This window comes from Streptococcus sp. SP1 (assembly GCF_030440005.1).
Taxonomy (GTDB): Bacteria; Bacillota; Bacilli; order Lactobacillales; family Streptococcaceae; genus Streptococcus; species Streptococcus parasanguinis.
In genome coordinates, this window is sequence record NZ_JAQFJJ010000019.1 from 21243 (window position 1) to 36784 (window position 15542).

Consider the following 15542-nt stretch of genomic DNA (forward strand, 5'->3'; position numbering starts at 1 on the left):
TAGAGCGAGATGAATATGAACAAAGAGATAGGCGTCGGAAGGGCGCATAGTAAAATTATCTTAATTGGAGAGCATGCGGTGGTTTATGGTTATCCGGCTATTGCTTTGCCTCTCCATCATATCGAAGTGATCTGCCAGATCATTCCGGCAGACAGTCCGTGGGTTTTGTTTGAAGATGACACCTTATCCATGGCGGTTTTTGCGTCTCTTGAGCACCTCGGGATTAAAGAGGCCCGGATTCGCTGCCGGATTCAGTCCATGGTACCGGAAAAACGGGGGATGGGATCGTCTGCGGCGGTCAGTATCGCAGCCATTCGTGCCGTTTTTGACTATTATCAAGAGGAGCTGGATGATGAGACCTTAGAAATCCTGGTCAATCGAGCAGAAACCATTGCCCATATGAATCCAAGTGGGCTCGATGCCAAGACTTGTTTGAGTGATCAAGCTATTAAATTCATCCGGAATGTCGGCTTTTACCCGCTGGAGCTGGGTATAAAAGCGAGCTTGGTGATTGCGGATACGGGGATTCACGGCAATACCCGTGAGGCTATTCAAAAGGTTGAAGCCAAAGGGCAGAAAGTTTTGTCCCATTTCCATGAGATTGGTCAGTTGACCCAGCAGGTGGAAGAGGCTCTAAAAATGAATGATCTAATGAGCCTAGGACAGGCTCTGACTACTTGTCATGACCACTTGAGAGCCGTCGGTGTCAGCTGTGTTGAAGCAGACCATTTGGTCGCCATTGCCCTTGAAAATGGGGCCTTAGGCGCTAAAATGAGCGGAGGCGGTCTTGGTGGCTGTGTGATTGCCCTCGTCAAGGATTCTCGTGAAGCAGCAACCATTGCCCATGCATTAGAAAAAGAAGGAGCGCACCATACATGGATCGAAAACCTGTAAAGGCTAAGTCCTATGCCAATATCGCGATTATCAAATACTGGGGAAAAGAAGATGCCAAACAGATGGTCCCTTCGACCAGTTCGATTTCGTTGACCTTAGAGAATATGTATACAGAGACCAGTCTCTCTCCCTTGCCAGCAGATGCGACTGCGCATGAATTTTACATCGATGGAAAATTCCAAAATCCAGCTGAGCAAGCCAAAATTGGAGCTGTGATTGATGGCTTGAAGCCAGCAGATGAAGCAGGATTTGTTCGGGTGGATACCAGCAACAACATGCCAACCGCAGCAGGCTTGTCCTCTAGCTCGAGCGGGCTTTCTGCTCTCGTCAAGGCTTGCAATCAGTACTATGATTTGGGCTTGACCCAGGAGGAATTAGCTCAAAAAGCCAAGTTTGCTTCGGGCTCTTCTTCACGGTCTTTCTTTGGTCCCTTAGCAGCCTGGGACAAAGAAAGTGGAGAGATTTATAAGGTCAAAACAGACCTGAAACTGGCTATGATCATGCTGGTCCTCAATGACAAGCAAAAGCCTGTTTCCAGTCGGGAAGGGATGAAACGCTGCATGGAGACTTCGACTAATTTCAAAGAATGGATCGAAGAGTCTCGACAAGATTACAAGGACATGCTGGACTATCTAGCTGGCAATGATTTTGAACGGGTCGGTCAGCTGACAGAGCGCAATGCCCTTGCTATGCATGCGACGACTAGAACAGCCACTCCAGCCTTTAGCTACTTGACAGAAGAAAGCCACAAAGCTATGGACTTTGTCCGTGAGCTTCGCGCAGCAGGCCATGCTTGTTACTTTACTATGGATGCAGGGCCAAATGTTAAAGTTCTCTGTTTAGAAGAAGACTTAGATCAGCTGGTGCCTTTATTTGATGCCCGCTATCGGACCATCGTATCTAAGACAAAGGATCCTCAAAATGAAGACTAAGTATCAGGTACAGACCGGAGGTAAGCTCTATCTAGCTGGAGAATACGCGGTGTTAACGCCTGGTTATGGAGCTGTGATTCAGTTTATTCCTATTTATCTATCAGCTACCATCCAAGAAGCAACAGCCTACCAGCTAGCCTCAGATCTCTTTGGTTACCAGGTGGATTTGACCCCAAATAAGGACTACGCCTTGATTCAAGAGACCATTCAGCTCATGGAAGAGTGGCTGAAAGATCAGGGGATAGCCCCTAAACCGTTTGATCTTCACCTTAGAGGAACATTGGGAGAAGAGGGGAAAAAGTATGGGATTGGTTCCAGCGGAAGTGTGGTCTTGCTCGTGATCAAGGCCATGGCTACTCTGTATGAACTAGACCTAAATCCGGACCTGCTTTTTCGGCTAGCGGCAGTCGTCTTGGTGCAAAGAGGGGACAATGGTTCCATGGGCGATTTGGCTTGTATTGCCTTCGAGGAGTTGATTTATTACCAATCCTTTGATCGGACTTGGTTGCATGAAGTCTTGACTTCTCAGCCTCTTTCACAAGTTTTAGACCTGGATTGGGACTACCAGATCCGCTTGATCCATCCAGCCATTTCTTATGATTTTCTGGTTGGTTGGACCAAGGAACCAGCGATTTCAAGTGATTTGATCCGCCAAGTCAAGGGGGCGATCAAGGAAGATTTTCTTCAGGAGAGTCAGAGCGCAGTGAAGATTCTTGAAAAAGGTCTCCGTGAAGGGAACCAAAAGGAAATCGAGACCAGTATCAAACGTGCCGATAAGAACCTAAAGTCTTTGAACCCTTTGATCTATACCCCAGCTCTAAAAGTTTTGCAAGAAGCGACAGAGGGTCTTTCTGTCTGTGCCAAATCTAGTGGTGCTGGAGGAGGCGACTGTGGAATCGCCCTTAGTTTTGACCCAGTAGAGACTCAGACCTTGATAGACCGCTGGAAGGAAAAGAATATTGAAGTCATTTACCAAGAAAGGATGGGAGATTCGTGAGCGAAAATCGAAAAGACCAGCATATTCGTTATGCCTTGGAGCAAAGCTCCTCCTATAATAGCTTTGATGAGATCGAGCTGATTCACCGATCCCTCCCCCTTGTGGATCTAGCGGAGATTGATTTGACAACCCATTTCGCAGGGCGTGATTGGGAGATCCCTTTTTATATCAATGCCATGACAGGTGGGAGTAAACGGGCCAAAGAGATCAATCAAAAGTTGGCAGCAGTAGCCGAAGCCTGTGGGATTCTCTTTGTGACTGGCTCATACAGCGCAGCACTGAAGGATCCGAACGATCAATCGTATGCGGTCAAAAAGGACCATCCTCATCTTCTTTTAGCGACCAATATTGGCATCGATAAAGAGCCAGATTTGGGCTTGCGAACAGTGGAAGAGCTACAACCCCTCTTTCTTCAAGTCCATGTGAATTTGATGCAAGAGTTGCTCATGCCTGAAGGGGAGCGGAGTTTCCACACTTGGAAAGACCATCTCAAGAGCTATGGGCAGGGCTTTCCTGTGCCTGTAGTCCTGAAGGAAGTTGGCTTTGGTATGGATCCCAAAACAGTTCAGGCTGCGCTAGATGCTGGGATCAAAACCGTCGATATTTCTGGTCGTGGTGGCACTAGTTTTGCCTATATTGAGAATCGTCGTGGTGGCAATCGCGCTTATCTGGATGATTGGGGACAGTCAACGGCGCAGTGTCTCATACAGTTACAGGATCAGATGGATCAGATTGAGATCCTCGCAAGTGGGGGCATCCGTCATCCCCTTGATATGGTCAAGGCCTTAGTCCTTGGAGCGCGTGGCGTAGGACTTTCCCGTGTTTTTCTTGAGATGGTAGAGACTAAGAGCATTGAAGAAGTAATCGTCCTTGTCCAAGGATGGAAAGAAGACCTCAGATTGCTCCTTTGTGCGCTCGGTTGTCAGAACCTGAAAGAGCTCCGTGAAGTCGACTATCTCCTCTATGGAAAATTGTGGCAAGCGAATCAACAGAAAAAATGAAGAAAAATCATTTTAGGAACTTTCCTTAGGTGAGTACGGACGTCAGCGAACTTCTACGAAGTTCCATGACTTAGTTTTGAACCTAAGGTTTCAAAACTCCCGAGTGCCTGAAACAAAAACGTTTCAGGCACTTTTCTCACGGCGGAAAGTTTTCGTATATTATGATTCATTTTAAAACTTAGAACTCTTTTATAGTTCTTTGAAGAATCACTTAACCTATTTTACTTAAAAATTAGTTCCTATACGTTTAGGATTGGCAAAATAAGCCAATCCTTTCTTTTTTGAAAAAGTGTTTCACCTCAAAAATTCTGATAGTTTACGAATCGTTTACGGTTGCTGGAATCGCTTGCAAAACAGGCTTGTAAAAGAGTATACTAAATAAGGAAAAACATTTTTAAAAAGGAGTTTAGGATGAAGAATCACTATTTTCGATCAGCTGTAGTAGCCTTGCTTCCGCTTTTGTTGATTGCTCAACCTGTTGAGGCTTGTACAGGGTTCATCATCGGGAAGAAATTGACTGCCGATGGCTCGACCTTGGTAGGGCGTACCGAAGATTTAGAGCCCAACCATAATAAAAATTTTGTGGTCAGAGAGCGTGTCTACAATAAAAAAGGAGCCATCTTTGAGGATGCTGCTAACGGTTTTCAATATCCCTTGCCAGAGATTAGCTATAAGTATACAGCGGTTCCAGATATCACCCCTGATCAGGGAATTTTTGACGAAGCAGGATTCAACGAATATGGGGTTTCCATTTCTGCCACTGTATCTGCTTCAGCAAATGACAAGATCCAAAAGGTGGATCCCTATGTCAAGGATGGCCTCGCAGAATCGGGCTTGACAAGTATCGTTCTCCCTAGTGTGAAAACCGCAAGAGAAGGGGTTGAACTCATTGCTAAAATCGTCGAAGAAAAAGGCGCTGCAGAAGGAAATATTGTGACCATTGCCGATAAAGAAGGCGTCTGGTATATGGAAATCCTATCTGGCCATCAATATGCGGCGATTCTCTTCCCAGAGGATCGGTTTGCGGTCTTTCCAAATACCTTCTTCTTAGGGCATGTAGATCTGTCAGATACCGAACGCACGATCGCCTCAAAAGATCTTGAAACAGTTGCCAAAAAAGCCAATAGCTATAAGGAAGTGGACGGAAAATTCCACGTTTCTCAATCCTATAATCCGCCTTTGCAAGAAGCAGATCGCTCTCGGGTTTGGTCGGGAATCAAATCGCTAGACCCAAGCTCTCCTGTTAAATATGACGATGCGTCCTTTGACCTTCTTCATACAACCGATCGAAAATTAACCCTCCGCGATGCCATGAATCTCCAACGCAATCGTTTGGAAGGAACCAAATATAAACCACAGGATCAAATGGAGCTGGATGGAAAAGGCATTCCGAAAAAAGGGGAGTTTGATGCGGTTTATAAATACCCTATTTCCAATCCAAATGTCATGGAGGCCCATATTTTCCAACTGAAAGATGAGGTCCCAGCGAGTGCAGGTGGAGGTACCATGTGGCTGTCGATGGGCAGTCCACGAAATGCTCCATACCTACCCTACTATGGCAATATTCTCAACACCTATCAAGCCTACCAAGAATTAGGGGACCATTACAATGATCGCTCTTGGTATTGGACCATTTCAAGAATCAATGACCTTGTGGCCAAGTATCCAGATTTATTCGAAGATGGGGCGATTCGTACTGAAATGGAACGATTGGAGTCTCAGTGGATGGTCGAACAAGATCTGAGTGATCAGGAACAAATCGCCCTTGCTTCTCAGCCTGAAGAAGCTAGTAAGAAGGCAACAGAGGAAAGCTTGGCGAGAGCTGAGAAAACCTTCGAACGCTTGCAAGAAATCAGAAAAGAAGCAGAACAAAAGGTAGCAGATGAACACGGAAAAAGTGCCCTGCAGGATCTAGATGACGAAGAAGATGCTGCTTATGAAGAAAAGATTGATCTCGTTGAATTTGACTATGATTACATTCTAGCAGCAGGCTTATTCGGGGCAACCCTTCTAGCGATTGTGATCTACCTGATTCGCTCAAAGAAACAAAAGGGAGGAAAACAAGATGACTAAAATTCAAAGAGCCTCTATCTATCTTTTTCTACTGTTTGCAGGAATTGGCTTGGAGTTTGAACTCGGTCATCTTTCTCAACAAGAATTTAGCCAGTCTGCAGGCAGAGACTTGGTCTTAAACTTGTCTGTCTTAGCTGCTATTATTATTCCGCTCTATCTTTTTTCAAAACGATTGGGCAAGCAGTTGTCCGTACCAACCTACATCCTATGGATTGCCATGTTTGGAGGAGCCTTCGTAGCAGGCTGGTTGAGCTTTTCAGGCAATAGCTTGATTGATATTATGAATAGCCATGTGATCAAGGATGCCACTGTCTTTAACAAGTGGACGGATGCTTTGACAGCTCCATTTTCAGAAGAATTCTTTAAGGCCCTGGTTGCCTTTTGGGTAGTCTTGATGGTTGGCAAAAAAGATCTGAAATCGATTCTAATTGCCGGCTTGGGCTCTGGCTTTGGTTTTCAGATCATTGAGGATTTAGGGTACGTTGCCCGCCAAACAAAAACCAGCCAATTAGCCGCTGTCACTGAGGCCATTAACCGTATCTCTGGTGGATTAGCTTCGCATGCCCTCTATACAGCTGTTGTATCAGTTGGTGTCTTCCTCTTGTTGTCTCAAGTGACCCAGCAAAAGGAAAAACTCTTTGGGCTCTGGTGTGTTCTTTCAACAGTAGCCAATCACTTCTTATGGAACTCTCCGTTTTATGAAACAGACCATCGGATTAATCTTCTCGTCGGACTGCTCTTTGCCGTCCAAGTAGGGACCTTTATCGAAGTGGTGCTCTATACCAAGAAACATCCCGAGTTGCCATTTTTAAAACAATAAGAAAATTTTTTCAAACACAAAAGAACTAAGACGTGGGTCTTAGTTCTTTTATTTTCTCAATTCTTGTAAGAGTGTTTGTGCCTTTTCTAAGTTAAAGGGTTTATTCTCAAGGAGTTGGGTGACCAATCGGGGAACTTCCTCTTCTTTAGCTCCTGCTAGAAGGGCTAGGGAGCGTGCTTGGAGTTTCATATGTCCTGCTTGAATCCCTGTGGTGACAAGGGCTTTGAGGGCCGCGAAATTCTGCGCCAAACCGAGCGAAGCAATGATACCAGCTAATTCAATAGCAGAAGGCTCTCCTAGCAAACGGTGGCTGACTTGAACCGTTGGATTGAGGCCAATCGAGCCTCCTTTTGTCGCAACCGGCATTGGCAGGGTGATCTCTCCATAGAGTTTTTTCTCTTTCGGCTGACTTGTCCAGTGACTCAAGCCTTTGTAAGAACCACTTTGTGCAGCATAGGCATGGGCTCCTGCTTCGATGGCCCGCCAGTCATTGCCTGTTGCAAGGACTAGGGCATCAATCCCGTTAAAAATTCCCTTGTTATGAGTGGCCGCACGGTAAGGATCCACTTGAGCCAGTTGGCTAGCTTGCTCCATCCGGTGGGCAAGCTCAATGGCTTCCTCAGGATTTCGACTCAGTACTTTAAAATCGATGGCACACCGTGCACTCACCAAAGAGCGAGTAGCCAAGTTGGATAAAATTGCCATCAAGGCCTGACCACCAGAGAGTTTCTGGATGCGATCGGTCAGAGCTTCCAGCATCGTGTTGAGCATATTGGCCCCCATGGCTTCTTTGGGATCGACAGCCAAGTAGACAATAAGAAAGTCCCCCTTGTTTTCGACCCAAAGATCTCTCGCTCCACCTCCACGCTTAACGATAGAAGGATAGGCTTCATTAGCGAGCTGAAGAAGGGTTTCCTTGTCCTCTAGGATGCGCTTGCTAGCAACTTCTACGTCTTCAACATCCGTCAGAGCAATCTCACCAATCATTTGGCGCTGGTGTACCTGGGTGGTGAAGCCGCCCGAACGTTGGATGAGCTTGGCTGCAAAGCTGGCAGCCGCGACCACGGAAGGCTCTTCTGTGACCATGGGAAGGACATAGTCACGACCATTGATCAGAAAATAAGGAGCAAGGCTAAAAGGCAAGTCAAAAGTCGACAAGACATTTTCCGTCAATTGATCTGCAATAGAAAGGGGAAGTCCCTTTTGTTCTTTTAAGATCTGTGCTTCATCCCAAGTTAAGAGGCCTTCCTTCAGTAAGGCCTCTATGCGTTCTGTGGGAGAAAGTTTTGCAAAACCTGGTAATCGTGCCATTATTTTTCTACTTTCTGGTAAGTGCGTTGGTGTTCCTTGATCTCTGTCAAAGCAAAAGTTTGATGCGTAGCAGGCTCAAACACTTGATTGCCACTAGGATCTAGATCTACTTCCTCATAAAAGAGTCGTTCGTAGTCAGCAACACTAAGAACCGTACGTTGGTCCAGTTTTTCCATGCGTTTGTGATCTAAGAGTTGCTCAAAACCAGGAACGAGATTGGCACTAAAGATCTCAGAAACCGCTCCACTTCCATAGCTAAAGAGGGCGATTCGGTCCCCAGCTTTGAGTTGGGGTTGATTTTCCAGTAGTGACAGCAAGCCTAGGAAAAGAGATCCAGTGTAGATATTTCCCACGCGTTGGCTGTATAGAATCGATTGATCAAAGTTGTATTGTAATTGATCTTTTTTCTCTTCTGACACTGACTTATCCAGGATTTTTTTCAAGCCCTTGAGAGCTAATTTCGGATAAGGCAAGTGGAAGCAGACGGCCGCAAAGTCTGTTAAGACAAGGCCAGTTCGTTTCTGGTATTCCGCCCAGGTTGTTTTCAGAGAATCTAGATATTGTTGCGTTGAATAAATCCCATTCACGAAGGGAGTTGTCGCATAATTTGGACGCCAAAAATCCATGACATCACGTGTTTGGGCAACATTGTCATCGTTAAAAGATAGAATACGAGGATTGTGGCTGATTAGCATGGCAACCGCTCCAGCCCCCTGTGTTGGTTCTCCAGGAGTTCCAATTCCGTATTTAGCAATGTCACTGGCAATGACCAAAACCTTACTCTGTGGGAATTTTTCAACATGGAGTTTAGCATAATCCAAGGCAGCAGTCGCAGCATAACAGGCTTCTTTCATCTCAAAAGAGCGAGCGAAAGGCTGGATGTCTAGTAAGCCATGGACAAAAACAGCAGCAGCCTTACTCTGGTCAATTCCAGATTCTGTCGCAAGAATCACCATGTCGATCGCTTCTTTGTCTTCGTCTGTTAAAATATCATCTGCTGCAGTAGCAGCCAATGTGACGATGTCTTCTGTGATCGGCGCAACACTTTGTTCTTTTAAGAGAAGACCCTTGCTTAGTTTTTCGGGATCGGTATCACGAGCAGTAGCCAAATCTTCTAAACGCAAGACATAAGGACTCGTCGCAAAACCAATCTTATCAATCCCAATTGTCATTCTTAACCTCTTTTTTATTTGATATCTACTAGTATATTTCGTTACTATTCTACCATATTTAAGAGCAAAATTCCCTTGAAAAAGCTAGATCCTATTGGAAATCATTCTTAGGACCGAATTTGAATCGTTGCTGGTTAGAAATTAATGTGGAAGGTCAAAATAGAGAATAATAAAGAAAAAGACTCAACTTTTGTTTACTAAAAGGAATGGGTGAATGATAGAGTAGATGATTTTAAAAGGTCCTAATTTTAGGTAATAGGGGGTCCTTGAAAATTCAATTATCTGTGTCTTTGATGATATTTTAAGGAGGGAAAAGCATCAAATCAGTTTTCTATTCACCAGTTTCTATACAGCTCCTACTTAATAGTTAGAGATCTTTTTAGTTCCTAGTGATTTGTTTGGAGCATTCGCGTATGTATTTTATAAGTCTACAGACAATCATAAAAAGAAAAGCAATCAATGCTAGTTTACATTAGCTGCTTTTCTTTTCTGATAACGTTGATAAGAATGATACAGTTTCAAGACGACAGAGCCACTAGCCATCCCGATGGAAATCACCAAGGCCAGAATAACCACCAGGGTCACGCTGGTCACTGCCTGGCGATATTGGCCACTGACAAAAAAGGAAGTCGTCCGATAGGAAATATATCCAGGAACTAAGGGGGCGAGAATGGATAACATAAAGACCACAACAGGAGTCTTGAGAACGATACTTAAAATCTGACTGATACAGGATCCTACAATAGCGGCGATAAAGGTTGCTACGATGACATTGGTAGGCCCTTTTAGTACATAGTAAAGCAACCAAATGCTCATGCCTAGGATTCCTCCAGGGATTAGCATGGAGCGTTGCACATTGAGGACGATTAAAAAGGTAATGATGGCAATCAAACTGGCCACCGCTTGGATTAAAAATTCAGTTAGGTTCATCATTTTATTTCATAAGGACTAGGGCGACCGTAGTTCCGGCACCAAGTGCAAGTGTGATAAGGAGGGTCTCAAAAAGTTTACTCATCCCTGAGTTGAGGTGGTTGTTCATAAGATCCCGTACAGCATTGGTCATGGCAATTCCAGGAACGAAGGGCATGACACAGCCAGCGATAATGAGATCCGTATTGGAAGGAAAACCACTATATTTGGCCCAGATATGGGCTAAAAATCCAAAGATAAAGGCGGCCGCAAAGGCTGTTGCAAAAGGAATACGAACGTATTTCTCAACGACAAGTGAAAAAGAAAAGGCAAAAACAGTTGCGATGACTGCCCCAATCGCGTCGTAGACATTTCCTCCAAACATGATGGAGAAGAAAGGCGCACTGAGAGTCGCCGCAATGGTCAACTGGAGATTGGTATAAGGAACGCGCTTATTTTTTAACTCTCTCAAGGCCTGGTAGGCTTGAGAGAGATCCATCTCTCCAGAGACCAGTTGACGAGAGATCTGGTTAACATCACAGACCTTTTCAATATTGTAATTGGTCCGTAAGATCCGTTTCATACGCGTGATATTGGCATTCTCGATTGAAAAGAAAATAGCGACCGGCATCGCTAAAGCATTGCAATCGTCGATTCCCTGTGAATGGGCAATCCGGATCATCGTATCTTCGACTCGGTGGATCTCAGAACCGCTTTCTAACAGGAGAGTTCCAGCTAACATCAGAACGTCGATCACGTGGTTGATCTGTTTTGACTCTTCCATAATTTCCTTCTTACTAAATAATCTGTTTCTATTATAGCAAAAAAGGACGAGAGACAGAACTAAAATCTGACAATTCTAGTTTGTTTCTTATCCTTTCTGAATTCGTTTAGAATAGCTATTGTTTAGTTTTATCATTCGTTAACTCGGGTGGTGATGCTGCACGGTCATATCCTGGACGAGAAGGGTTGCTAAAAAGATCAGTGCAATCAAGATAAAGAGCCAAATAATAGCGAGAACAAATGTTAAAAACATAGGATCACCCCTTCTATATTATTTACAGCTCTACTATAACATTTGAAGAAAACGCTGTCAAACTCTATGTGGTAGGCTCTTAAACTCTTTCAAAATTCAGAATAATCTTGCGATGGGATGAAAAAACCAGCCGTTTCCGACTGGTTTTTTAAGATCTATTTGAATCTTAGTTCAAGGCATCATCCATTGAAAGAACTTCGTGGAAGACACGTTGTGTCAATTCAGTTTTTTGTTCTGGAGTGAGGTATTTAGTGTTTACACAGTATCCAGAGATACGAACGATAACGTCTTCACCTGACATGATCTTTTCGTAAACATCGTTCAAGTCCATAACGTTCAGGTTAACGTGTTGTCCACCGTTTTCGAAGTATCCATCAAGGATGGTTACCAAGTTATCAACTTGTTCGTCACGAGTCTTACCAAGAGCACGTGGTGAAACTTGAGTAGTAAGTGAGATACCGTCAGCTGCATAACCAAAGTCAAGGCTAGCAAGTGAGTTCAAGTTTTGCAACCATCCACCACGAGCTTTGTTAGATGGGTTAGCACCTGGTGAGAAGAATTCCAATTTAGACAAGTTCACAGAACCATCTTCGTTGAGGTATACCCCTTTGTGGACTGGAGAGTTACCAGTTTGTTTAGAGTAGGCAACGTTAGAAGTGATGGTAAGAAGTGAAACAGTTGCTTCAGCGTTCTTGTAAAGTTTGTGGCTACGAAGACGAGTAGTGTAAGCTTCGATCAACCATTCTGCCAATTCGTTAGAACGTGGGTCATCTTCACCCCAACGTGGGTATTCACCAATTGTTTCGTAATCGTAGATATATCCATTTTCGTCACGGATTGGTTTAACAGTAGCGTATTTGATTGCTGACAAGGTATCAACAGTGTTGGCAAATCCACAGATACCGAATCCCATGTTTGCGCGTTGGTGAGTTGGCAAGAAGGCCATTTGAACTGCTTCGTAGTTGTACTTATCAGTCATGTAGTGGATGATGTTCAAAGCATCTACGTAAGTGTCTGTCAACCAGTCAAGAGATTTTTCGAAGTTAGCTTTAACAGTGTCAAAGTCAAGAACTTCGTCACGAACTGGTTCGATGTCAAATACTTTATAGTCTTTATGAACATCGTCGTAACCACCATTCAAACCAGTAAGAAGAGCTTTAAGTACGTTAACACGAGCACCGAAGTATTGGATGTTGTGGCGTTGTTCTTCGTTTTCTGGGTCAAGTGGTGATACACAACATGAGATACAGCTCATTTCACCGTATCCGTCTTTGGCCATTGTTGTTACACCTTCGTATTGGATAGAAGAGTGTTTGTGGCTCATGTGCATACAGTAGCGACGGAAGCTATATGGCAATTTGTCAGTCCAAAGAACTGTCAAGTTTGGTTCTGGAGAGTTACCGATATTGTCCAAAGTGTTCAAGAAACGGTAGTCCATCTTAGTAACACGGTGACGTCCATCGTTACCCATACCAGCCATAGAAGTTGTGATGAAGGTTGGGTCACCTGAGTACAATTGGTCGTAAGCTTTTGTACGAGCAAATTTAACAGTACGCAATTTCATAACGAAATCGTCAACGAATTCTTGGATTTCTGATTCAGTGTAAGTACCACGAGCCAAGTCACGTTCTGCGTAGATATCCAAAACGATTGGAACACGTCCAAGAGAAGTAGCAGCACCGTTGATGACACGGCAGACAGCCATGAAGGCAATGTTTGTCCATTGGATTGCTTCTTTTGTATCGAAGGCAGGACGACGAACGTCTACACCATAAAGATCACCCAAGCGAACAACTTCTTTCAAAGCTTGGTATTGAAGGTTTACTTCTTCACGAAGGCGAATTGATTCTTCATCGATTTCAGTGATAGAGTTCCAGTCGCTTGCTTTTTCAGCCATCAAGTAGTCAGCACCGTAAAGAGCCAAACGAGCGTAAACCCCAATGATACGTCCACGAGAGTATGCATCTGGAAGACCAGTTACAGTGTGAGCGTGGCGGGCACGACGGATGTTTGTAGTGTAAGCGCGGAAGATACCATCGTTTACAGTAGTTACATATTTAGTGAAGATTTCATGAACAGCTGGATCTGGTTCGTATCCATTTTCTTTCAAAGTAGTTTCAGCCATACGGATACCACCTTTTGGCATGAAGTTCAACTTGAAGAGTTCATCGTTTTGGATCCCGAAGATCACTTCGTTTTCTTTGTCGATGTATCCAGCTGCAATATCAGCGATAGATGTTGGACGGTTATCGTATGGGAAACGAGTTTCTTCATAATGAGCTTTTGTTTCTTCAACAATTTTTTTGATATGAAGAGAACGTTCAGTTGGACCAGCTAAGAAGCTTTCATCTCCATCATATGGTGTGTAGTTAGCTTGAACGAAGCGAGAAACGCTTGCTTTTTCTTTCCAATCTTCACCTTTGAAGCCTTCCCAGGCTTTGTCAAAAATATCTTGTGCTTCAACGACTGTTTTAACAACCATTACTATTTTCCTCTATTATCTTTCTAGCAACTACATCTGTTGCATTTACACTAGTAGTATACCATACAGAAACCGGTTACACAAAGACAAATTGTGAAAAATGGCAGATTCTTTTATAATACAGTTCTTGATTCGATGTTGTTCTGTACTATATTTTTGAAAACGTGCGCCGTTTTCCATCGATTTTCAAAGTTTTGCGGAAGTTTGATTTTTGCAATTCTAAAATTTTCTTCCTATAATAGAAAGAAAGGAGGGTGAAAAATGCTGATATTTCCATTAGTGAATGATACGAGTCGCAAGATTATTCATATTGACATGGATGCATTTTTTGCTGCCGTCGAAGAAAGAGATAACCCTAGTTTAAAGGGGAAGCCTGTCGTAATTGGCCAGGACCCTCGTCAGTCAGGTGGGAGAGGTGTGGTCTCGACCTGTAACTATGAAGCAAGGAAATATGGAATTCATTCGGCCATGAGTTCCAAAGAAGCGCTGGGCCTTTGTCCTCAAGCGATTTTTATCTCTGGAAATTATGAAAAATATCGAGAAGTTGGCGAGCAGGTTCGTAAGATTTTCAAGCGCTATACAGATCTGATCGAGCCCATGAGTATTGATGAAGCCTATTTGGATGTGACAGAAAATAAAATCCAGAGCAAATCAGCTGTCAAAATCGCTCGCTTGATTCAGCATGCGATCTGGGAAGAGTTGCATCTCACAGCTTCAGCGGGTGTTTCTTATAATAAGTTTTTGGCCAAGATGGCAAGTGACTACCAAAAGCCCCGTGGCCTAACGGTGGTCTTGCCGGAGGATGCCGAGGATTTCCTGAGCCAGATGGACATTGCCAAATTTCACGGGGTAGGAAAGAAGACAGTGGAGCGGCTGCATGAGATGGGGGTCTATACTGGTGCGGATCTTTTAGCCATCCCGGAGATGACTTTGATTGATCGATTTGGGCGATTTGGCTATGATCTCTTTCGTAAGGCAAGAGGCATTCACAATAGCCCTGTCAAGAGCCATCGCATCCGCAAGTCGATCGGAAAAGAGCGGACCTACCGCAAGCTACTCTATGCTGAAGATGATATTTTAGAAGAAATTGCCAATCTGTCCAGTAAGGTAGCCCAATCGCTGGTAAAACACGGCAAGCAAGGCAAGACCTTGGTCTTAAAAGTGCGCTATGCTGACTTTACCACCTTGACCAAGCGGATCACACTGACGGAGCCAACACGAGAGGCTGAGCGGATCAATCGTTCCGCTCGCCATATTTTTCAAGAAATTGAATCGACAAATACTGGAATCCGCCTCTTGGGTGTCACCATGACCAATTTCGTGGCTCATACCGAGTTGCCTTTGGTGGAAGAAAAAGAAGACGACTAGTCTGTTCACTAGTCGCCTAAGATTGATGACAAAGTCATCTTAGAAACTTTCCTTAGGTGAGTACGGACGTTAGGTGAAATGATCCAGTGGATGATTTCAGCAATCCAGGAAGTTCCATGACTATATTAAGATACAAAGGGCGTTCGCGGATAAAGTCAAAATAGGGAGCAGGACAGAAGCACTGTTGTATGGGATTGCTTCGTTGTCCTGCCCCCACAAGGCTGATTAGGATTCTTCCTCCGGGCTAAAAGGCGGGAGAAGAATTCAATCAGCTACTGTGTCTTGGATTTAGTACTAATGTATTTTACGCTTTTGACACAATCCGCAGCCCGTGTTCAATTCGTTTTGAACCCCTTCGCTTTTCAATTTCTGGGCTCAGACTAAAACAGTTCCCCAAACTGTTTTACTTTCAAACCTCCCGAGAGAGTGGGACAGAAATCGGTAATTCGTTAGAATTCGATTTCGTCGTCCCACCTCCGCACAGTTGAGTAGGGCTGTAAAAGCTGATGAAATCAGCGTAGTAGAGCCCACTCAACCACTGCGTCTT

Annotated in this window: 12 protein-coding genes; 7 read left to right on the plus strand and 5 right to left on the minus strand. The window is 44.2% G+C overall.

Translation table 11 applies throughout. The features are described from left to right. Positions 1-15: 15 nt before the first annotated feature. The 6 genes from mvk to PCY07_RS09215 all read left to right on the plus strand — a co-directional run bounded on the left by mvk (position 16) and on the right by PCY07_RS09215 (position 6717). Positions 16-894 carry a mevalonate kinase gene (gene mvk, locus PCY07_RS09190; protein WP_301356527.1) on the plus strand — a complete coding sequence of 293 codons (879 nt, stop codon included), beginning with the start codon at positions 16-18 and terminating at the stop codon, positions 892-894. Next, positions 876-1826, plus strand: coding sequence for a diphosphomevalonate decarboxylase (mvaD, locus tag PCY07_RS09195; RefSeq protein WP_301356528.1), 951 nt, complete (start codon positions 876-878; stop codon positions 1824-1826). Before mvk ends, mvaD begins: the two co-directional genes overlap by 19 nt. After that, positions 1816-2823 carry a phosphomevalonate kinase gene (locus PCY07_RS09200; protein WP_301356529.1) on the plus strand — a complete coding sequence of 336 codons (1008 nt, stop codon included), beginning with the start codon at positions 1816-1818 and terminating at the stop codon, positions 2821-2823. Before mvaD ends, PCY07_RS09200 begins: the two co-directional genes overlap by 11 nt. Continuing rightward, on the plus strand, positions 2820-3824 hold the full coding sequence (gene fni, locus PCY07_RS09205; RefSeq protein WP_301356530.1) for a type 2 isopentenyl-diphosphate Delta-isomerase: 1005 nt from the start codon (positions 2820-2822) through the stop codon (positions 3822-3824). The genes PCY07_RS09200 and fni overlap by 4 nt, the downstream gene beginning before the upstream one ends. A gap of 411 nt (positions 3825-4235) precedes the next feature. Next, positions 4236-5897 carry a C69 family dipeptidase gene (locus PCY07_RS09210; protein ID WP_301356531.1) on the plus strand — a complete coding sequence of 554 codons (1662 nt, stop codon included), beginning with the start codon at positions 4236-4238 and terminating at the stop codon, positions 5895-5897. Further along, a complete protein-coding gene (locus PCY07_RS09215) occupies positions 5890-6717 on the plus strand; it encodes a PrsW family glutamic-type intramembrane protease (RefSeq protein ID WP_049499446.1) in 828 nt (275 codons plus the stop codon). Before PCY07_RS09210 ends, PCY07_RS09215 begins: the two co-directional genes overlap by 8 nt. Before the next feature lie 48 nt (positions 6718-6765). Here PCY07_RS09215 and PCY07_RS09220 read toward each other — a convergent pair whose 3' ends face one another. The 5 genes from PCY07_RS09220 to pflB form a co-directional block, all read right to left on the minus strand. Further along, positions 6766-8028 (minus strand): hydroxymethylglutaryl-CoA reductase, degradative, encoded by a 1263-nt coding sequence (locus tag PCY07_RS09220; protein WP_227197956.1) that lies wholly within the window; start codon positions 8026-8028, stop codon positions 6766-6768. After that, on the minus strand, positions 8028-9200 hold the full coding sequence (locus PCY07_RS09225) for a hydroxymethylglutaryl-CoA synthase (RefSeq protein WP_049498518.1): 1173 nt from the start codon (positions 9198-9200) through the stop codon (positions 8028-8030). Before PCY07_RS09225 ends, PCY07_RS09220 begins: the two co-directional genes overlap by 1 nt. Before the next feature lie 462 nt (positions 9201-9662). Beyond that, a complete protein-coding gene (locus tag PCY07_RS09230; protein WP_037617035.1) occupies positions 9663-10130 on the minus strand; it encodes a threonine/serine exporter family protein in 468 nt (155 codons plus the stop codon). A 4-nt stretch (positions 10131-10134) separates the two neighbouring features. Further along, positions 10135-10893 (minus strand): threonine/serine exporter family protein, encoded by a 759-nt coding sequence (locus PCY07_RS09235; RefSeq protein ID WP_301356532.1) that lies wholly within the window; start codon positions 10891-10893, stop codon positions 10135-10137. Between the two features lie 418 nt (positions 10894-11311). Then, positions 11312-13627 (minus strand): formate C-acetyltransferase, encoded by a 2316-nt coding sequence (pflB, locus tag PCY07_RS09240; protein WP_301356533.1) that lies wholly within the window; start codon positions 13625-13627, stop codon positions 11312-11314. 261 nt (positions 13628-13888) lie between these two features. On the opposite strand from pflB, the gene dinB reads away from it, so the two are divergent. Further along, on the plus strand, positions 13889-14995 hold the full coding sequence (gene dinB, locus PCY07_RS09245; RefSeq protein ID WP_301356534.1) for a DNA polymerase IV: 1107 nt from the start codon (positions 13889-13891) through the stop codon (positions 14993-14995). Positions 14996-15542: the final 547 nt, after the last annotated feature.

Bases quoted from the DNA above. Each gene is read 5' to 3' on its own strand.
- PCY07_RS09200 (WP_301356529.1), top strand. From the start codon at position 1,816: ATGAAGACTAAGTATCAGGTACAGACCGGAGGTAAGCTCTATCTAGCT.
- mvaD (WP_301356528.1), top strand. From the start codon at position 876: ATGGATCGAAAACCTGTAAAGGCTAAGTCCTATGCCAATATCGCGATT.
- PCY07_RS09220 (WP_227197956.1), bottom strand. From the start codon at position 8,028: ATGGCACGATTACCAGGTTTTGCAAAACTTTCTCCCACAGAACGCATA.
- dinB (WP_301356534.1), top strand. From the start codon at position 13,889: ATGCTGATATTTCCATTAGTGAATGATACGAGTCGCAAGATTATTCAT.
- mvk (WP_301356527.1), top strand. From the start codon at position 16: ATGAACAAAGAGATAGGCGTCGGAAGGGCGCATAGTAAAATTATCTTA.
- PCY07_RS09235 (WP_301356532.1), bottom strand. From the start codon at position 10,893: ATGGAAGAGTCAAAACAGATCAACCACGTGATCGACGTTCTGATGTTA.
- pflB (WP_301356533.1), bottom strand. From the start codon at position 13,627: ATGGTTGTTAAAACAGTCGTTGAAGCACAAGATATTTTTGACAAAGCC.
- PCY07_RS09225 (WP_049498518.1), bottom strand. From the start codon at position 9,200: ATGACAATTGGGATTGATAAGATTGGTTTTGCGACGAGTCCTTATGTC.
- PCY07_RS09230 (WP_037617035.1), bottom strand. From the start codon at position 10,130: ATGAACCTAACTGAATTTTTAATCCAAGCGGTGGCCAGTTTGATTGCC.
- PCY07_RS09210 (WP_301356531.1), top strand. From the start codon at position 4,236: ATGAAGAATCACTATTTTCGATCAGCTGTAGTAGCCTTGCTTCCGCTT.
- PCY07_RS09215 (WP_049499446.1), top strand. From the start codon at position 5,890: ATGACTAAAATTCAAAGAGCCTCTATCTATCTTTTTCTACTGTTTGCA.